Source organism: Actinoplanes rectilineatus, assembly GCF_000962825.1.
Classification (GTDB): Bacteria; Actinomycetota; Actinomycetes; order Mycobacteriales; family Micromonosporaceae; genus Actinoplanes; species Actinoplanes rectilineatus.
The window spans coordinates 136131-154684 of the sequence record NZ_JZKF01000002.1; the positions used below are offsets into that span (position 1 = coordinate 136131).

An 18554-nucleotide genomic window follows, 5' to 3' on the forward strand; every position below is an offset into this window, starting at 1 on the left:
GATCACGCTCTTTCCGGGGTACGCGCCGCAGCGCCCGATGTCGTGAGCAAGCCGCCCCGGTATCCTGGGCGAGTATTCGGTGCTGTCTCAGGAGGTGTGTATGACTGCCGAGATGGTCGCGCCGGCCTGGATGCATCAGCAGGTCACCGCCGAGCAGTACGACGCCTGGACCGACGAGCAGAGTGCGGGCATCGAGATCGTTGACGGGATGGTCCTTGTGAGTCCGAGCGCGTCCAAGCGGCACAACCGCCTGGCCCGGCTGCTGGCGAACGCCCTGGACGCCGCCGCGGGACCGGACTGGAACGCGGACACCGACTTCGACGTCCGGCTGTACGACGTGCCGTTGAACAATCGCCGCCCCGACGTGACGGTGTACCGGGCGGACAGCATCGACGTCACCCCGACGCGGCCTGAGCACGTGCTGCTGGTGGTGGAGGTGGTCTCGCCCGGGTCGGAGACGACCGACCGGGTCGTCAAGACCGATCAGTATGCGAAGGCCGGCATCCCGTTCTACTGGCGCGTCGAGCAGGCCGTCACCGGTGCGCCGCTCGTCTACACCTCCGTTCTCGACCCGGCGGCCGGACGCTACCGTGACGGCGAATTCTTCGCCGGCGTCGTGAAGACCGCGATGCCGTTCCCGGTCGAGGTCGATCTCAGCGCGATCTGACGGCGTCGCTCACGCGTCTTCGCGGGTACGGGCCGCGGCGGTGTCCCGTCCGGTGCCGGCCTTGAAGCGGAACGTCTTGTGAGTGCCGTCACAGAACGGCTTGACGGCGGACTTTCCGCATCGGCACAGGGCCACCGTGTCGCGTCCCGGGTCGATCGTCGCGCCGTCCGGCGTACACAGAAGGAAGTCGCCGCGGACGATCAGCGGGCCGTCCTCGTACGGTGTGATGGTCGAAGTCATGGTCTTGAGGTTTCCGTTTCGCAGCTTTACAAACGGGCATCCGCCCGGCATGAAACTGCCGCCACCTCGAGGTTCCCTGTCCAGTGCCCTGATCGAGACCCTCGGCGGCGGCGCGTCGTACCTCGCCCACCTCGTGCCGGACGGGCGCCTCGTGCCGGATGACGACGAGGATCTGCAGCTGTCGCTGTTCGTCTGCTACGAACTGGCCTATCGGGGCTGGGACGGCGTCGACGACGGCTGGGAGTGGGATCCCGGCCTGCTGGAACTGCGTGCCGACCTGGAGCGGCGCTACGCGGACCGGCTGCACGACCTGGTCGGCGAGGTGCGCCCGGCCGACCCGGCGACGGTCCCTCAGGAACTGACGGCGATCGTGGCCGCCGACGACGGTCCGGCGCTCTCCGGATATCTGCGCGGCCGGGCGACCCGCGAGCAGTTCCGCGAGTTCGTCATGCACCGCTCGGTCTATCACCTGCGCGAGGCGGACCCGCACAGCTGGGCGATCCCCCGGCTGGGTGGGCGCGTCAAGGCCGCGCTGCTGGAGATCCAGATCGACGAGTACGGCGGAGCCGTCACCGACCGCATGCACCAGGAACTGTTCAAGCGGACGATGGCCTGGTTCGACCTGGACCTGACATACGGCGCCCACGTCGACCGGGTTCCGGCGGCCACCCTGGCCGTCAACAACCTGATGTCCTACTTCGGGCTGCACCGGTCCCGGCGCGGGGCGATCCTGGGGCACCTCGCCGCGTACGAGATGACGTCCTCGCTGCCGAACCGCGCCTACGCCAACGGCCTGCGCCGGCTCGGCGGCGACACGTCGGCGACCGCGTTCTACGACGAGCACGTCGAGGCGGACGCGGTCCACGAACAGATCGCCGCCCACGACCTGTGCGGTGCGTTCGCGGCCGACGAGCCGGAACTCGCCGGCCAGGTGCTGTGGGGTGCCCGGTGCGCCCTCGCCGTCGACAACGCGTGGGCGCGGACGGTGCTGGACGCCTGGGCCCGGGGCGGATCCTCGCTGCGGGCATAGATCGTGTACCTGACCTGCGATTTTCGAGTCGAACGGCCGCCCCGGCGATTAGCGTCGAAGCCATGAACGACACGACGAACCATCTCGTGTTCACCGGGGAACACATGGGCTGGCGCCGGGGCGACGGCGACGAGTGGATCGGCTTCTACCCGCGGAACGGGACAGAGGTGATCCACGCGTACCGGTCGGGGGACGTGACCGCGCTCTCCGTCGGTGTGGGTGACGGCCGGGAACCGGAGGTGCTGGTCGGCGTGCCCTGGGAGGTCGACATGCAGGTCGAGCTCGCCGACCACGTCGAGGAGGCGATCACCAGGCTGACCGGTGACGGTCATCCCAGCAGCGAACCGCTGGAACTGCTGCTCGATCAGATCGCCGAATGGCGCGGCTCGTCGGCCGCCCCGGAGCCGGCCGCGCGGATCGGCAGTTCCTGATGCCGGTAACCCGGAGGCGGGTCTCTAGGCTGGGGTGATGAAGGTTCTGTCCATCCAGTCGGTCGTCGCCCACGGCCACGTCGGCAACTCGGCGGCCGTGTTCCCGTTGCAGCGCATCGGTGTCGAGGTCGTCCCGATCCCCACGGTGAACTTCTCCAACCACACGGGCTACGGCGCCTGGCGCGGGCCGCTGATCGCGCCGCCCGACGTGGCGGAGATCCTCCTCGGTGTCGAGGAGCGCGGCGTGTTTCCGCAGGTCGACGCGGTGCTGTCCGGCTATCAGGGCGGTGCGGGCATCGCCGACGTCATCGTCGACGCGGTCCGCCGGGTCAAGGCCGCCAACCCCAGCGCGGTGTACGCCTGCGACCCGGTCATGGGCAACGCCAAATCCGGCTGTTTCGTGGCGCCGGAGATCCCGGTGCTCCTGCGTGACAAGGTGGTGCCGGTCGCCGACATCATCACCCCCAACCAGTTCGAGCTGGGTTTCCTGACCGGCACCGAACCGGCGAGCATCGAGTCCACCCTCGTCTCGGCCGACCTGGCCCGCGACATGGGCCCGTCGACGGTGCTGGTCACCAGCGTCGAACGCCCGGACCGCGAGGAGGGCGTGATCGAGATGCTGGTGGTGGACGGCACCGGCGCCTGGCTGGTGAGCACCCCGCACCTGCCGTTCAAGGCGAACGGCTCCGGCGACGTGACGGCCGCCCTGTTCACCGCCCACTACGTGGAGACCGGCAGCGCGGCGGTGGCCCTCGAACGCACCGCCTCCAGCGTCTTCGACCTGATCGAGTTGACGTTCCGCTCCGGCGAACGCGAACTCCAGCTGGTCGCGGCCCAGGAGTTCTACGCCGCGCCGCGCATGCAGTTCAGCGCCAAACAGGTCCGCTGACCCTCGCCGCACGTCCGGGCGCCGCCACGCCCGGACGGCCGCGGGCGCGCCGAGTCACAGAACGATGGTTCTGAGGCCGCGGTCTGAACCCGAGCGGGCATCAGCCGCCGAATTCGGTGCTGGAGATGACGCGGTCGAAGCGGGGCTCGGCCAGGTCGGCTCGGCGGATCATGAAGCGGGCGTTGGTGAACTCGTCGTCCTCGCCGGGCAGGCCGAACTGGGCCAGCGGGATCCAGTCCCGCATGACCTGGTCGTGCAGCCTGCTGAACTCCTCCCAGTTCTCGTGCCGCCGCACCTCGCCCCGCTCGGCCAGGACGTCGACGACCGTCGTCTCGGGACTGTTGTGGGCGACGTCGCCGTGCCCGCCGATGCGCAGGCGGTCGGGGCCGGGCTGACCGGCTGCGGGCCAGAATTCCAACGCCAGGCGGGTCAGCGGGTGCGAGTCGTCGCCGTCGGTGCGGAAATCGTTGTCGCCGCAGGTCAGGCGTACCGTGACGAAGAGATCGACCCGGTCGTGGCTCTGCTCGCCGCGGTGTTCGCTGCCGCCGGACGGGACGTGCAGGACACGGAAGTAGTCCTGTTCGGTGAAGCCCTCACCGCCGTCGAAGTAGTACTCGTCGTAGTTCATGAAGAAGAGCAGGCGCCCGTCGGCGGGCAGCAGATTTCCGGCGTCGGTGTCGCGCGGCAATGCGGCGCAGTCGATCGCGGCCAGCAGCGGCAGATCCTCGCCGGTGGGGCCCTTCGGCCACGGCTGGTCGTCGGGCATGATCGGGTGGCCGCCGATCTGACCGGCGACCGGGCCGGTGCCCGCGGTGGTGAGTTCGAGGCAGATCCGGGTCGTGGCCAGCCAAGTGTCGATCTCGGCCGGGGTGGCGCCCTGCTCGGCGGCGGCCGCCCGGAATGCTGCGATCTGATTCATGGCGGCCATTGAATCAGATCAGGGCATATCGTCCGTGGGCCTCTGCGCCGGTGCCGCGCTGACGACCACGTCCGGGCTGGTCAGCGCGAGCATCTTCGACGGTACGAGGTGAGCCCGCGCCAGGTCAGGCCGAGGTGGGGCGGGGCGCGGCGGCGGCGGAGTCCCGGGTGAACGGGTGCCAGGCCTCCCAGCCGCGGCACAGGATGTAGGCGACCGCGGTGGAGACGACCAGCCAGCCGTCGATGGCGGCGGTCTCGGTCGCGCCGAAGGCGGTGTCGCTGACCACGATGGCCAGCACGGTGATCGCGGTCTTGTGGAACAGGATCAGCTCCCAGACGCCGGGGACGCGCCGCGGCCAGAGGGCGATGAGGGCCCACAGCCCGACGAAGACGACGAATCCGAACGTGCGCCAGCTCTCCACGATGATCGTGTCGTCGCCGGCGCCGGCCATCAGCGAGATGCCGTTCACGACGGCGACCACGGTGAACACCGCGTCTAGGCCCATCAGTCCGCGCCCGATCCGGTCCTTGATCCCAGTCACGACTACTCCTCTTCACTTGAGTTATGAGCCGTAACTTTAACTACGAATCGGTGTTTGAGCAATGCGATACTGTTCGGACATGGTGAAGACCCCTGACGGCGAAGGGCCACGGCGCGAACGTCTGCGGGCCCGCACTCTCGAGGAGATCAAGGAGTGCGGCTTCGCCCTCGTCGACGACGGCGGCGTGAGCGCGGTGACCATCGCGGCACTCGGCAAGGCGATGGGAATGACACCACCGTCGCTGTACCGGTACCACGCGTCACGGGACGCGGTGGTCGACGCGCTGGTCGCCGCGGCGTACACCGATCTGGGTCTGGTCGTGGAGAAGGCCGCCGTCGGTGGCAGCCCGGAGAAAAGACTGGACCGGCTCGTGCGGGAATACCGGCGCTGGGCGCTCGAACACCCGCGCCGCTACGCGATGCTCTTCGGCGACCGGGCCCCGGGCACACCCGATCCGGCCGACGGAGTGGTCGCCTTCAACCGGGGAATGCAGGCACTGCTCGCGGTTCTGAGCGAGATGACGGACTCCGTCGGGGGCAACGATCCGCTCGACAGCGAACTACAGCGCTGGAGCGAGGCCATCGACGTGCCGGCGGGAGTGACACCGCGGGCGCTGAGGCTCGGCGTGCAATTGTGGTACCGGATGCACGGGCTGGTCTCGCTGGAGATCGCCGGTGCCTTCGCGAACATGGGTCTCGACGCGGAACACCTGCTGACGTCCGAGATCCGTGAGACCGTGGCGGCCGCGGACGCCGATTAATCGTTTCAACGGTCGCGCGCGCCAGACTGGATGCCTGGTGCCGGGGAATGACGATTCAGCTCTCGGTGTCGGGCGAACCGCGACGGGCGCTGATCCAGGCCTCCACCTCCTCGTTGAGCCACACCTTGCCCTGCGCGAGGTCCGCGATCGGCGCCGGGAAATCCTGCCTGCTCGTCAATTGATAAACCCGTTGCCGGCTGATTCCACCGAGCCGGATCCGAATCTCATGGGCGCCCAGCAGGCTAAATCCGTTTTGCTTCATACGCCCGACTGTAGGAGCGGGCCACCGGGATGCCACGTGTCATCGTCTGCGGCCCTGACGAGTGAACGGCCGCCACTTCCAGTGCCCGCCCGGCGGCCCCGCCGCGCAGGACATCGAGAATCTTTTGCCTTCTGGCGGTGCCGATCCGCCGTCCGGCCATTGTCGACACATGGTTGCCGTATGGATCACCAGACATATGACTAGTCTCGATGCCGAGAAGTTCCTAATTCACTGCGGAGAGCGATGTACGGGGCATTTGCGTCATCCTCTGGATGGCTAGGCTGATGCCTCGTTGACAGATGTAACCCCCCGATCGTGGTCCGCACCGACGACGAACGCCGGCGACGAGGCGGTTCAACAGAAACAGCCCGAGCCGTTGGCGTCGGTGGGGTCGGAGCCGGAGCCGTCAGGGCCGGTGGGGTCGGAGCCGGAGCCGGAGCCGTCGGGGTCGGGGTCGGTGGGGTCGAAGCCGAGCCGTCGGGGTCGGGGTCGGGTCGGGGTCGGTGGGGTCGGAGCCGAAGGCGGCGCGGCGGTCGCCCTCGAAGAAGCCGCCCTACGGCACGGCAGCCGGCAACGCGGGATGGCGAACCTGGCCGACGAGGTGCACGAGGCGTTGCGCCGGCCGCCGGCTGACCGCCACCAACGCCACTCGCGCCCGCGCTCTCGTCCGCGCCCGGCTCTCGTCCGTGCCCGGCTCTCGTCCGTGCCCGGCTCTTGCCCGCGCTCTCGCTCTTGCCCGGCTCTCGTCCGCGCCCGTGCCCGCCTCGACGTCTGGATCTCCCGTATCAGCCCAAATTGATCACGACTTTGGCCTGGGGATTTGTGCCGGCTGCCAATCGCGCTCGCCAAGCGGGACCTCTGGTCGCTTCGTGCGCTGGTGTAGCTCGGTAGTCCGCGGCCTTCTCGGACCCGCCGTCATGATCACCGTGAGTTGAGTGGCATGACGGCCAACCCGGCCGTCGCTCACGGTCCGCCCGCGAGTCGAAAGGGACCCTGGGCGACGGCCGGGTGCACTCGGGCCGTCGTTGGTGGCTGAGTTTCGCCTTCCGGGTAGCCGTGGTCAACGGCTCAGGCGACGCGGCCGTCGCTCACGGTCCGCCCGGGAGCTGAAAACGACCGCGGGCGACGGCTGGGTGCCCCTGAGCCGTCGCTCACGGCTGAAGCCGGTGCCAGGCGCTGTGCACCCGAAGTTCGCCACGCTCGTGATGAGGTGTGGTGATTACGGCCGTGCTCAGCGCCCGAAGTCATCACACCTGTCGTGGGGCGTGGTGATTACGGCCGTGCTGGGCGCCCCAAGTCACCACACGGGCGCTGACCACGAAACGTGTCCAGCCGTTGAGACGGCGACGGCCGAGCAGCACTCGGGGCTGCGAGCCCGGGGCACGGCCGGATTCCGGGCACGGCCGGATTCCGGGCACGGCCGGATTCCGGGCACGGCCGGATTCCGGGCACGGCAGGATCCGGGCACGGCCGGATTCCGGGCACGGCAGGATCCGGGCACGGCCGGCCGGCCCGCCTCGATGCTTGACGAAACTCTGGGGAGACCCCGCTGCCGCCGACGTCGTTCGCGCCCCCCCGCGCAGCATGGGGAGCGGGCCGGCTCCGGTGTTCGGCCGGATCCGGTGTTCGCCGTGTGTCTGCGGGACTGGCCTGGTCAGCGGATGCGGGTTCGGGTGGGGGTCGGTGACGCGTTTCCGGTGGGGAACTCCGACGCGGTGGTGCGGCCGTTGCTCACCTCGATGGTGACGACGCCGTTCTTGACCGTGCGGCCGTCCGGTTCGGTGCCCGCCGCGGTTCCGGCCGGGCAGGACGAGTCGACCGTGCGGCCGATGCTCACGCTGAAGCCTTCGCGTTCCAGGGTTCGGGTGGCGCTGTTCAGGGGGTCGCATTCGACGTTCGGGATCGAGCGCCTTTCCCCGTACGCGATCTTGCGATTCTCCGGTCTTTTGAAGTTGACTTTCTCCTTGCCTTTCATCATGTCGGCGAGGGTGTGGTAGACGGCCGGGTTCACCTGGTCGTGCTGGAGGCGGTCCTTGTGGTTCTGGTAGTCCGGGTTCACCAGATATCCGGCTACGACCATCGAGGTGGTGCCGGCGACCAGGGACGCCGTCTTGTCGCGGTCGGTGGTGCCGGTCTTGCCGAAGACCGGGTGGCCGACCACGCCGCGGGTGTCGCGGGCTGTGGCGCCGGCGCAGCTGCCCAGCTGGGCGGAGTCGCCGACCGGGCAGCGGGCCGCGTCGACGGCGGCGCGGGCCACGTCGGCCGAGGTCGCCCGGGTGCAGTGGGAGCGGCCGACGTCCAGGTCGTCGCCGGAGAGCGTGACGATCCGTTCGATCGGGGTGGGTGTGCAGTATTTTCCGTCGGCGGCCAGGGTGGCGTAGGCGTTCGCCATGTCCAGCGGGGTGGTGCCGGAGACGCCCAGGGTGAAGGCGCCCCACTGGTGGGCGTTTCCGGGGGAGGCTAGTTTCGCGTCATCGGTGGCTCGGAACTGGATGCCGAAACGTTTCGCCACGTCGACGGCGTTCTCCGCGCCGACGCGTTCCTCGAGGGGGACGAAATAGGTGTTGATAGAGCTTCCGAAACCGGTCCACATGTTGTAGACGCCTTCGCCGCCACCGCCGGAGTTGGTCGGGCACCAGAAATGGGTGCCCGAGCAGGCCGCGTCGTTGCCCCGGTCGATGATGTATTTCGACTTGTAGACCTTCTCCGCTTTTATCGTGTACGCGAGCGGCAGTTTCTGCTCGAGCGCCGCGATCAGGGTGAAGATCTTCATGACCGAGCCGGCCTGGTAGCCGGTGATGTCGCCGCCGCCGGAGAGCAGCGGGTTCGTGGTGTTCGGGTACGACCCGCGGATCTTCTTGCGCGCTTTCGCCGGATCGGAGGAGATCCGGTTCTGCGGGTCGTCCGGGTCGTCGAGTTTGAATTTGCGGTTCGCGGCGAGCACCCGCACCTTGCCGGTGCCGGGCTGGACGGCGGCGAGCAGCAGCGCGTTCTGGTTCTTCTCGGAGATCCGGTCGGCGATCCGCTCCCGTGCCTTGCCCTGGGCTTTCACGTCGAGTGTGGTGGTGATCCGGTAGCCGCCGCTCTTGAGCTGCCGTTCCCGGTCGTACGGTGTCGCGCCGAACTCCTCCCGGCCCATCCACCACCGGTAGAAGTAGTCGCAGAAGAAACCCCAGTTGTTCTTGGAGACCGACACGCAGCCGTTGCTGACCGGCCGCACCTTGCGGGGGATCGGCTCCTTGATCGCGGCGTCGGCCTGCGCCTGGGTGATCACGCCCATCTCCAGCATGCCGGGGATGACGTAGGCGTTGCGGCGCTGCCGGATCTGCTCGTAGCCGTCGGGGGTGGTCGGGTCGTACCCGGTGGGGGCCCGGACGATGCCGGCGAGCATGGCCGCCTCCCCGAGGGTGAGGTCCTTCGGCAGCTTGTTGAAGTAGACCTTGCTGGCCGCGTAGATCCCGTAGGTCTGCTTGCCGAACGGGACGATGTTCAGATAGTGCTCGAGGATCTGGTCCTTGCCGATCTGTTTCTCCACCTCGAGGGCGTACTTCATCTCGGTGAACTTGCGCCGCGGGGTGTCCTGGGTGGCGGCGACCACCTCGTTCGGGCTGGTCGCGGAGTACGACAGCGACATCCGCACCCACTGCATGGTGATCGTCGACGCGCCCTGCTTCTGGCCGCCCTGGTTGTTGTTGACCAGGGCCCGCGCCACACCCTTGAGGTCGACGCCGGCGTGATGGTAGAACTCGCGGTCCTCGGCGGCGACCATCGCGGCCGGCATGAACGCGGACATGCTCTTCAGCGGGATGTCGCTGCGGAACTCGTCGTAGAACTGGGTGAGCGGGGTCTTGCCGTCGGCGGCGTAGACCCGGGTGATCTGGGGTGCCTGGAACGATCTGAGCTGGCTGGGCAGCGCGGCGAAGGTCTTCTCGCCGGCGCGCAGGGCGAGGCCGGACACGGCCGCGAAGGGGAAGACCGCGCTCGCCAGCACGACGCCGGTGACCAGGCCGCAGATCATCAGGACGAACCCGTTGACGAAGATGTTGTGATCTCGTCGGCGTATCCAGGAACTCACCGCACCCCACTCTCCGAGGCGAAACGACCCGCATCTATCCAACCGCACCGTGTCAAGGGGGAGCGCGGGTGTGACGTGGGCCGCTGTCTCAGGATTCTGTTAGGTCACCCGGATAACTTCGCCGCCATGACGATTACCGACGTGCCGTCCGAGAAGCGCCCGGCCCGGCGCAGTGTCGTCCTGTCCGGGTTCCTCTGGCTGCTGCTGGCGCCGGGGGCGTTCTGGCTGGTGGGCCGGGTCTTCGGGCTCGAACGTGGCCTGCTGATCGCGTTGTTCGCGGCCACCCCGTTCGTGGCGGCCTGGACCTTGGTGCCGTTGCTGGCCGCGCTGGTCGCCCGGCGGTGGGCGGCGGCGATCGTGGCCGGTGTGGTGGCGTTCGGGATGGCCGCCTGTGTGCTGCCGCGGGCGCTGCCCGACCTCGACCGGGGACCGTCCGAGGGGGTCGCGCTGCGCGTGCTGACCATCAACATGCTCTACGGCCAGGCAGATCCGGACGAGATCCTTGCTCTGGTACGCGACAACGACGTCGCCGTCCTCGCCGTGCAGGAGTTCGCCCCGCGGGGGGAATCGGCCCTGAAGGCGGCCGGCATCGACGCGTTGCTGCCGTACCAGCAGCTCACCGCGGAACCCGAGGCGAGCGGGTCCGGCCTCTACTCGCGGTACCCGATGCTGACACAGGACTCGCGCCGCAACGGCGGGGGTTTCCAGCAGGCGTACGCGACGATCCAGGCGCCGGGTGCGGTGGCGGTGCACGTCGAGTCGGTGCACCCGCTGGCGCCCGCCGGCCCGCACATGTACCCGGGGTGGAGTGCCGACATCAGCGCTCAGCCGTCCGCGGACGAGAGTGCCGAGCCGCGGATCCTGCTCGGCGACTTCAACGCGACGCTCGACCACGCGGTGCTGCGGGACCTGATCGACACCGGGTACCGGGACGCGGCCGACGCGGTGGGGGAGGGACTGGTCACCAGCTGGCCGTCCCGCGGCGGGTTCGACGGGCTGGTGACCATCGACCACGTGCTGGTGGACGAGCGGATCGGCGTCGACGAGGTGCAGGTCCACGACGTGACGGACTCCGATCACCGGGCGGTCCTGGCCTCGCTGACGCTCCCGGTGAGCTAGACACCTTCCACGGTCAAGGTCGGGTGTGGTGACTTTGGGCGCGTTGGCCGCCCGAATTCACCACACGGTTTGGGGTGTGGTGACTTTGGGCGCGTTGGCCGCCCGAAGTCACCACGCAGGCAGAGCCTCTGGCGCGGGACGGGGCCGGACGGCGCGGGACCGGTGCCGCACCGTACCGAGGGAGGCCTAACATGGCGGTGGGCACCGGTGGCGGCGGGTTTCGGGGGGTGCCGGGTCAGCGGGTGTCGGTTCAGCGGGTGAGGTGCGGGCAGTGGACAGCGGTACGGTGTTGCGATTCGATGCGGTGCGGGGCTACGGGTTCATCGCGCCGGACAGTGGCGGCGAGGACATCTTCGTGCACGCCAACGACATCGGCGAGTTGAAGAACCGGCTGCGGTCGGGCACCCGGGTGGAGTACGAGACCGAGGTCGGCGAGCGGGGCCTGAAGACGTCGGTCCTGCGGATCGTCACGCCGTCGGTGGCCCGGTCGCCGGGTGCCGGGGACGACGACGATGACATGTGCGACGTGCTGCTGGCGCAGGACTTCACCGCCAAGGTCACCGAGAAACTGCTGCACGACGCGCCGACGTTGACCGGCGCGCAGATCGTGCAGGTCCGCCGGGCGATGATCGAGCTGGCGACCCGGCACGGCTGGGTCGAGTCCTGACCCGGTCCACGGACGGGGGCACGGACGGGTGAACGGGCGAGGAGCCTGAGGCGCCGCGGGCTGCGGGACGGGTGCTCACGGCGTACCCCATCGTGTTCTTGATCGTGGTTTGCCGCGTCGGTGTCCAGGGCGCGGTCTGGTGGACGGCCGGGTGCGTCGGCATCCTCGGGGTGCGTCATCTCCGGGAACCCGACCGTCGGAAGGTCCGTCATGCGGCTGCAGGTCGACGAGAACAGGTGCATCTCCGCCGGTCAGTGCGTTCTGGCGGCGCCCGATGTGTTCGATCAGCGGGAGAGTGACGGCGTGGTCGAACTGTTGGAGGCGCATCCGCCGCGGCAGTCGTGGGAGTCGTCGCGTACGGCTGCGGCGCTCTGCCCGGCCTCCGCCATCGCGGTGCGCGAGAGCTGACACCGCTCGCCCATATCGTCGGCGTATCGATTTATCGATACAGCGGCGCAACATCAGGGTGCCTTGACTGGGGCGTGCTCGGCTCTTCTTCCGTCCGGAAAGGAACCACCGTGACCACCCCCACTTCGACCCAGCACCATCCGGGCGTCGCGATGACCGACGAACAGCGTGCCGATTTCGAGCGGGACGGGTTCCTCGTCGTGCCCGGCGTGCTCTCCCCGGACGAGGTCGCGCACTACGAGGCCGCCGTCGACCGGGTGTATGCCGAGTGGCAGGCCACCGGCGGGCTCGCCGCCGACCGGTCGCTGCACCAGCTCAACGCGGTGGAGAGCTGCCCCGACCTGGCGCCGCTGCTCGATCACCCGAAGGTGTTCGGCCTGGTCTGGTCGATGCTCGGCTGGAACGTGCACGTGTATCACTCACACCTGGACGTGCATCCGCCGCTGACCGAGAAGAAGCCGTTCCGGTTCGAGTGGCACCAGGACGGTGGCCGGCAGAACCGGGAGATCGAGACCGACCCGCGGCCGCGACTCTCCGTGAAGGTCGCCTACTGGCTCTCCGACGTGTCGCGGACCGGCCGCGGCAACTTCCAGGTCGTGCCGGGCAGTCACCGGACCAACTGGATCGCCGGACCGCCGCGCCGCGACATGGAATGGCCCAACCCGGAGGGCACGATCGAGGTCACCGCCGACCCGGGCGATGCGGTCTTCTTCGACCGGCGGATCTGGCACGCCCGGTCGAACAACTACTCCGCCATCACCCGCAAGGGCGTGTTCTTCGCCTACACCTACCGATGGGTGCGCAGCCGTGAGACCCTCGCGGCTGATCCGGCCACGCTCACCCCGGTGCAGCGCCAGCTCGTCGGCCTCGCGGACGGGGACGGCGACCACGCCTGGGGTCACACACCGAGCGAGGTACCGCTGCACCAGCTGCTCAAGGAGCACGGTCAGCTCGACCCGGCGAAACCGCCGCTCCGGCCGTAACGCGTCAGACGCCGTGGCCCGTGGTGTACGCCGTAGCGCGCGGTAAACATATCGTCGGTGTATCGAAAATCTCATACGTGCTCGCAACACCGGAATGCCTTCACTGGAGGAGTGCGCCCAGCACAGGCCGGTCACGTATCGTCCGCGTATCAAAAACCGCATACGTGCTGGCAACAACAGGTTCCCTTGACTGTGCGCATGGGTTACAGCGAACCAACACGAACCGCGGCCTCGGGTGCCCGGTCGCTGACGTCATCGTCCTCCCCGTCCGCGTCGACGACGGGAATCACGATCTACGGATGCGCCCAGGACGAGGCCGCGCTGTTCCGGGAGCTGGCGCCTCGCTTCGGCGTTCTGCCGACCATCACGGAGGCGGCGGTAACCGAGGACAATGTCGAACTAGCACTCGGCAACCGGTGCGTCAGCGTCGGCCACAAGACCAGGATCAGCAACGGGACGCTTCTCGCGCTCAGCCGCGTCGGGGTGGAGTACATCTCGACCCGCAGCATCGGTTACAACCACATCGACGTCGCATATGCGCAGAGCGTCGGCATCGCCGTCGGCAACTGCCCCTATTCGCCGGACAGCGTCGCCGACTTCACCCTGATGCTGATGCTCATGGTGCTGCGCTCCGCGAAGTCCATGGTCCAGCGCACCGACGCCCACGATTACCGGCTCGGCGAGACCCGCGGCCGGGAACTGCGCGACCTGACCGTCGGGGTGATCGGCACCGGCCGGATCGGCTCGGCGGTCATCGACCGTCTGGTCGGATTCGGCTGCCGCATCCTCGCCTACGATAACCGCCACGCCACCTCGGCACATTACGTTCCCCTCGACGAACTGGTGCGCGACAGTGACATCGTCTCGCTGCACGCCCCGCTCACCACGGACACCCACCACATCCTCAATCGTGAACGCATCGAGCAGATGAAGAACGGCGCGTACGTCATCAACACGGGGCGCGGTCCACTGATCGACACCGAGGCCCTAGTCTCTGCGTTGGAAAGCGGCAGATTGAGTGGCGCGGCGCTGGATGTCCTCGAGGGAGAGGAAGGGATCTTCTACCAGGATCGCCGGAACGAGCCCATCGAGAACAAGGCGCTGGTTCGGTTGCAGGAGATGCCGAACGTGCTCATCAGTCCGCACATGGCCTATTTTACCGACCATGCGCTCAGCGACACCGTGGAGAACGGTCTCGTGAACTGCATGAAGTTTGAGAGGGGAAAGCAGCATGGCTAGGTTGAAGCTCGGCATCATCTTCGGGGGCGTCGGCGAGGAGCACCCCGTCTCGGTGAAGTCGGCGCGCGAGGTCGCCAAGAGCCTCAACGTCGAGAAGTACGAGCCGTTCTGGATCGGTGTCACCCGGGACGGTTCCTGGCTGCTCTGCGACGGCCCGGCCGATGACTGGGAGACCGCCAACGTCCGCCCGGCCGTGCTTTCCCCGGACCGCAAGGTCCACGGCCTGCTCGTCCTGGACGACGGCAAGTACGAAGAGGTCCGCCTCGACGTCGTGCTGCCCGTCCTGCACGGCAAGCTGGGCGAGGACGGCGCCATGCAGGGCCTCTTCGAGCTCTCCGGCATCCCCTACGTCGGCTGTGACGTGCAGAGCTCGGCTGTCTGCATGGACAAGTCCCTGACGTACGCGGTGGTCAGCAGCGCCGGCATCGCCGCGCCGCAGTTCTGGGTCCTCACCCCGGGCAAGGAGTTCGACGCCGACCAGCTGACCTACCCGGTCTTCGTGAAGCCGGCCCGCTCCGGCTCGTCGTTCGGCGTCACCAAGGTCACCAGCAAGGACGAGTTCCAGGACGCGGTGGACACCGCCCGGGAGTTCGACACCAAGGTGCTGGTCGAGGCGGCCGTCATCGGCAGCGAGATCGGCTGTGCCGTCCTGGGCGCCGGCGACGACCTGTTCACCGGTGAGGTCGACCGGGTCGCGCTCTCCAGCGGCTTCTTCCGGATCCACCAGGAGGACGCCCCGGAGCAGGGTTCCGAGAACTCCTCCTTCATCGTGCCCGCCGACATCTCGGCGGAGTCGCGGGAGCTCGTCCAGAAGACCGCGAAGGAGATCTACCACGCGCTCGGCTGCCGCGGCCTGGCCCGGGTCGACATGTTCCTCAAGGAGGACGGCACCGTCGTCCTCAACGAGGTCAACACGCTGCCCGGCCTGACCTCGTACAGCCGCTACCCGCGCATGATGGCCGCCGCCGGCCTGCCGCTCGGCGTGGTGATCGACCGGATCGTCTCCCTGGCCCTGCCGGAGGCGAAGTAACGATGCACGACGACTTCGCGTTCGTCGACGAACTCGTGCCGGGGATCCGCTGGGACGCCAAGTACGCGACCTGGGACAGCTTCGTCGGCAAGCCCGTCGACGGTTATGTGGTGAACCGGATCGTCGGCACGCGGGCGTTGTGCGCCGCCCTGGCGCTCGCGCAGGAGAAGGCCGGGGCCCTGGGCTTCGGCCTGCTCCTCTGGGACGGTTACCGTCCGCAGCGCGCGGTGGATCACTTCATGCGCTGGGCGGAGGAGCCGGAGGACGGCCGCAAGAAGGCGCGCCACTACCCGAACATCGAGCGTGCCGACATGTTCGCGCAGGGGTACGTGGCGACCAAGTCCGGGCACAGCCGGGGCAGCACCGTCGACCTGACGATCTACGACCTGGCCAGCGGCGAGATCGTCGCGATGGGCGGCGACCACGACGTGATGGACCCGATCTCCCACCACGGGGCGGAGGGCGTCACGGCGGACGAGGCGAAGAACCGCGAGCACCTCTGCACCATCATGGAGGAGTCGGGGTTCAAGCGGTACGACTACGAGTGGTGGCACTACACGCTGCGCGACGAGCCGTACCCGGACGAGTACTTCGATTTCCCCATCGCGAATCCGAGCTAGTTCTTGGAGTCGCGCCCGGTGTCGATGCGGTATCCGACACCGGGGACCGTGGCGATGATCCAGGGTTCGCCGAGCCGTTTACGCAGCGCCGACACCGTGATCCGGACGGCGTTGGTGAACGGGTCGGCGTTCCGGTCCCAGGCCCGCCCGAGGAGCTCCTCGGCGCTGATCACCCCGCCCTCGCCGGCGACCAGCACCTCGAGCACGGCGAACTGTTTGCGGGTCAGTGCCACGTAGCGTCCGTCGCGGTAGACCTCGCGGCGGAACGAGTCCACGCGCAGCCCGGCGATCTCGCGGACCGGCGGCCGGCTGTGGGCGCGGCGACGATTGAGCGCCCTCAGCCGGAGCACGAGTTCGCGCAGGTCGAACGGCTTGGTGAGATAGTCGTCGGCGCCCACCTCGAACCCGGTCGCCTTGTCGTCGATCCGGTCGGCGGCGGTGAGCATCAGGATCGGCATCCCGCTGCCGGAGGCGATGATCCGCTCGGCGATCTCGTCGCCGGTCGGGCCCGGAATGTCCCGGTCCAGCACCGCGATGTCGTAGGGGTTCACGCTGAGTAATTCCAGTGCGGTATCCCCGTCGGCGGCGATGTCGGCGGCGATCGCTTGACGGCGCAGACCGTCGCGGATGGCTTCCGCCATGTAGAGCTCATCCTCCACGACCAGCACACGCATGATTTCCATGGTACGAGGCACGGCAAATCCCGGGCGTATCCTGATGTGACGCAAGGGTCAGGTGACTCTGCGTTATGTTTCCGATACGTATGCGTTTTTGGATAGGCCGACGATACGGGTCGGTCCGTAGCATTCGGGGCGTGCGCGTGCTGATCGTCGAGGACGAGCTCTACATGGCGGAAGCCATCCGTGACGGGCTGCGGCTGGAGGCGATCGCCGCCGACATCGCGGGCGACGGGGACACCGCACTCGAGCTGCTGAGTATCAACACGTATGACATCGCGGTCCTCGACCGGGACATCCCCGGCCCGCCCGGCGACGAGGTGGCCGAGCGGATCGTCTCCTCCGGCAGCGGGATGCCGATCCTGATGCTCACCGCCGCGGACCGGATCGCCGACAAGGCGACCGGCTTCGAGCTGGGTGCCGACGACTACCTCACCAAGCCGTTCGACCTGCGCGAACTGGTGCTCCGGCTGCGCGCCCTGGACCGCCGGCGGGCGCACAGCCGGCCGCCGGTCCGCGAGATCGCCGGGCTGCGGCTGGATCCGTTCCGCCGCGAGGTCTACCGTGACGGCCGGTACGTGGCGCTCACCCGCAAGCAGTTCGCCGTGCTCGAGGTCCTCGTCGGCGCCGAGGGCGGGGTGGTGAGCGCGGAGGAACTCCTGGAACGAGCGTGGGATGAGAATGCCGATCCGTTCACCAACGCCGTCCGGATCACGGTGTCGGCGCTGCGTAAGCGGCTCGGCGAGCCCTGGCTCATCGGCACCGTCGCCGGCGTCGGATACCACATCAGTCCGCAACCCGACCGTGGATAGGCCGGCCGGCCGCAGCGTCCGCCTCAAGCTCGCCCTCAGCTACGCGGGCTTCCTGATGGTCGCGGGGGTGCTGTTGCTCGGCGTGGTGTGGGTGTTCCTGCTGCGGTACGTGCCGGATCCGCCGGCGCCGTCGAGCCTGCCGGACATGAAGCAGGTTCCCGGTCTGGGCGTTCCCGACCTGAAGAGCCCGAGCCGCGGCGCCCTGCTGGAGGCGTTCGCACCGCGGGCCGCCGAGGTGCTGGTGTTCCTGCTGGCGTTCGGCCTCCTGGGTGGGTGGCTGCTGGCCGGCCGGATGCTCGCCCCGCTGCGGCGGATCACCGAGGCGACCCGGCTGGTCGCGCACGGATCGCTCTCCCACCGGATCCGGCTGCCCGGTCGCAGCGACGAGTTCCACGAGCTCGCCGACGCCTTCGACGTCATGTTCGACCGGCTCGAGGCGCACGTCTCCGAGCAGCGCCGGTTCGCCGCCAACGCGTCGCACGAGTTGCGGACCCCGCTGGCGATCACGCAGGCCCTGCTCGACGTGGCGCGTCGTGATCCGGAGCGGGTCACCGGCGAGGTGATCGACCGTCTGCACGTCGTCAACGCCCGGGCGATCGCCCTCACCGAGGCGTTGCTGCTGTTCAGCCGGGCCGAGCAGCGCGCCTTCGCCCCGGAGCCGGTCGACCTCTCGCTGATCGCCGAGGAGGCGGCCGAGACGCTCCTGCCCTTCGCGGAGAAGCGCGGCGTCACCGTCGAGGTCACCGGCGACGTGGCCGAAACCCTGGGCTCGCCGGTCCTGTTGTTGCAGATGACCACGAATCTGGTCCAGAACGCGGTCGTCCACAACCTGCCGGCCGGTGGGTCGGTCGAGGTCGTCACCGGCGTCCGGCCCGGCGGCGTGACCCTGACCGTGGAGAACACCGGCGCGGAGCTCACCCCGCAGGCCGTGTCCACCCTCACCGAGCCGTTCCAGCGCGGCACCGAGCGCATCCGTGGCGACCATGCCGGGGTCGGCCTCGGTCTGGCCATCGTCCAGGCCATCGTGCACGCGCACGACGGGACCTTGACCCTCACCCCGCGTACCGGTGGGGGATTGCGGGTCGTGGTGCGGCTGCCGGTCGCCCCGCCTGCCGATCAGTGACGTCCAAGCGTCCGGAACGGACGCTTGGACCGTCTCGTGGACACCCGCGCTGTTCCGCATGA

At 68.7% G+C, this 18554-nt stretch carries 20 protein-coding genes; 14 read left to right on the forward strand and 6 right to left on the reverse strand.

Annotated elements, in window-relative coordinates; translation table 11 throughout:
* Window positions 1–100 precede the first annotated feature (100 nt).
* A complete protein-coding gene (locus WH85_RS01850) occupies window positions 101–667 on the forward strand; it encodes a Uma2 family endonuclease (protein WP_045739851.1) in 567 nt (188 codons plus the stop codon).
* A 9-nt stretch (window positions 668–676) separates the two neighbouring features.
* Here the strand turns inward: WH85_RS01850 and WH85_RS01855 are convergent, their stop codons facing one another.
* Window positions 677–907: a CDGSH iron-sulfur domain-containing protein gene (locus WH85_RS01855; RefSeq protein WP_045739852.1), complete on the reverse strand. Its 231-nt coding sequence runs from the start codon at window positions 905–907 to the stop codon at window positions 677–679.
* A gap of 49 nt (window positions 908–956) precedes the next feature.
* Here WH85_RS01855 and WH85_RS01860 point away from each other — a divergent pair, with 49 nt between their 5' ends.
* From WH85_RS01860 to pdxY, 3 genes are all read left to right on the forward strand, one after another.
* Window positions 957–1937 (forward strand): iron-containing redox enzyme family protein, encoded by a 981-nt coding sequence (locus WH85_RS01860; protein ID WP_045739853.1) that lies wholly within the window; start codon window positions 957–959, stop codon window positions 1935–1937.
* 62 nt (window positions 1938–1999) lie between these two features.
* Window positions 2000–2368: a hypothetical protein gene (locus WH85_RS01865; RefSeq protein WP_045739854.1), complete on the forward strand. Its 369-nt coding sequence runs from the start codon at window positions 2000–2002 to the stop codon at window positions 2366–2368.
* 37 nt (window positions 2369–2405) lie between these two features.
* Entirely contained in the window at window positions 2406–3257 is an 852-nt protein-coding gene (gene pdxY / locus WH85_RS01870) for a pyridoxal kinase PdxY (RefSeq protein WP_045739969.1), read from the forward strand.
* A gap of 100 nt (window positions 3258–3357) precedes the next feature.
* Here the strand turns inward: pdxY and WH85_RS01875 are convergent, their stop codons facing one another.
* The gene (locus tag WH85_RS01875) at window positions 3358–4176 is read right to left on the reverse strand and encodes a DUF1963 domain-containing protein (protein WP_045739855.1); all 819 of its coding nucleotides are present in this window, start codon (window positions 4174–4176) and stop codon (window positions 3358–3360) included.
* Window positions 4177–4300: 124 nt separating this feature from the next.
* Window positions 4301–4717 carry a hypothetical protein gene (locus WH85_RS01880; RefSeq protein WP_045739856.1) on the reverse strand — a complete coding sequence of 139 codons (417 nt, stop codon included), beginning with the start codon at window positions 4715–4717 and terminating at the stop codon, window positions 4301–4303.
* 79 nt (window positions 4718–4796) lie between these two features.
* On the opposite strand from WH85_RS01880, the gene WH85_RS01885 reads away from it, so the two are divergent.
* Window positions 4797–5477: a TetR/AcrR family transcriptional regulator gene (locus WH85_RS01885; protein ID WP_045739857.1), complete on the forward strand. Its 681-nt coding sequence runs from the start codon at window positions 4797–4799 to the stop codon at window positions 5475–5477.
* A 55-nt stretch (window positions 5478–5532) separates the two neighbouring features.
* On the opposite strand, the gene WH85_RS01890 is transcribed toward WH85_RS01885, so the two are convergent.
* Together WH85_RS01890 and WH85_RS01895 are read right to left on the reverse strand one after the other, a co-directional pair.
* Window positions 5533–5739 carry a helix-turn-helix transcriptional regulator gene (locus WH85_RS01890; RefSeq protein WP_045739858.1) on the reverse strand — a complete coding sequence of 69 codons (207 nt, stop codon included), beginning with the start codon at window positions 5737–5739 and terminating at the stop codon, window positions 5533–5535.
* Between the two features lie 1654 nt (window positions 5740–7393).
* A complete protein-coding gene (locus WH85_RS01895) occupies window positions 7394–9814 on the reverse strand; it encodes a penicillin-binding protein (protein ID WP_045739859.1) in 2421 nt (806 codons plus the stop codon).
* 126 nt (window positions 9815–9940) lie between these two features.
* On the opposite strand from WH85_RS01895, the gene WH85_RS01900 reads away from it, so the two are divergent.
* The 7 genes from WH85_RS01900 (at window position 9941) to vanX (ending at window position 15880) form a co-directional block, all read left to right on the forward strand.
* On the forward strand, window positions 9941–10933 hold the full coding sequence (locus WH85_RS01900; RefSeq protein WP_045739860.1) for an endonuclease/exonuclease/phosphatase family protein: 993 nt from the start codon (window positions 9941–9943) through the stop codon (window positions 10931–10933).
* Between the two features lie 271 nt (window positions 10934–11204).
* Window positions 11205–11600, forward strand: coding sequence for a cold-shock protein (locus tag WH85_RS01905; protein WP_045739861.1), 396 nt, complete (start codon window positions 11205–11207; stop codon window positions 11598–11600).
* A gap of 210 nt (window positions 11601–11810) precedes the next feature.
* Entirely contained in the window at window positions 11811–12008 is a 198-nt protein-coding gene (locus WH85_RS01910) for a ferredoxin (protein WP_045739862.1), read from the forward strand.
* A gap of 110 nt (window positions 12009–12118) precedes the next feature.
* The gene (locus WH85_RS01915) at window positions 12119–12991 is read left to right on the forward strand and encodes a phytanoyl-CoA dioxygenase family protein (RefSeq protein WP_245673780.1); all 873 of its coding nucleotides are present in this window, start codon (window positions 12119–12121) and stop codon (window positions 12989–12991) included.
* A 198-nt stretch (window positions 12992–13189) separates the two neighbouring features.
* A complete protein-coding gene (locus WH85_RS01920) occupies window positions 13190–14230 on the forward strand; it encodes a D-isomer specific 2-hydroxyacid dehydrogenase family protein (protein ID WP_045739864.1) in 1041 nt (346 codons plus the stop codon).
* Window positions 14223–15260 carry a D-alanine--(R)-lactate ligase gene (gene vanA / locus WH85_RS01925; RefSeq protein WP_045739865.1) on the forward strand — a complete coding sequence of 346 codons (1038 nt, stop codon included), beginning with the start codon at window positions 14223–14225 and terminating at the stop codon, window positions 15258–15260. The genes WH85_RS01920 and vanA overlap by 8 nt, the downstream gene beginning before the upstream one ends.
* A 2-nt stretch (window positions 15261–15262) precedes the next feature.
* Complete coding sequence (gene vanX / locus WH85_RS01930) at window positions 15263–15880, forward strand: D-Ala-D-Ala dipeptidase VanX (protein ID WP_045739866.1); 618 nt, start codon at window positions 15263–15265, stop codon at window positions 15878–15880.
* On the opposite strand, the gene WH85_RS01935 is transcribed toward vanX, so the two are convergent.
* Window positions 15877–16554 (reverse strand): response regulator transcription factor, encoded by a 678-nt coding sequence (locus WH85_RS01935; RefSeq protein WP_045739970.1) that lies wholly within the window; start codon window positions 16552–16554, stop codon window positions 15877–15879. The two genes, vanX and WH85_RS01935, sit on opposite strands and share 4 nt — an antisense overlap.
* Before the next feature lie 140 nt (window positions 16555–16694).
* On the opposite strand from WH85_RS01935, the gene WH85_RS01940 reads away from it, so the two are divergent.
* Window positions 16695–17369 carry a response regulator transcription factor gene (locus WH85_RS01940; protein WP_045739867.1) on the forward strand — a complete coding sequence of 225 codons (675 nt, stop codon included), beginning with the start codon at window positions 16695–16697 and terminating at the stop codon, window positions 17367–17369.
* Entirely contained in the window at window positions 17362–18492 is a 1131-nt protein-coding gene (locus WH85_RS01945; RefSeq protein ID WP_045739868.1) for a sensor histidine kinase, read from the forward strand. The genes WH85_RS01940 and WH85_RS01945 overlap by 8 nt, the downstream gene beginning before the upstream one ends.
* The last annotated feature ends 62 nt before the right edge of the window (window positions 18493–18554 follow it).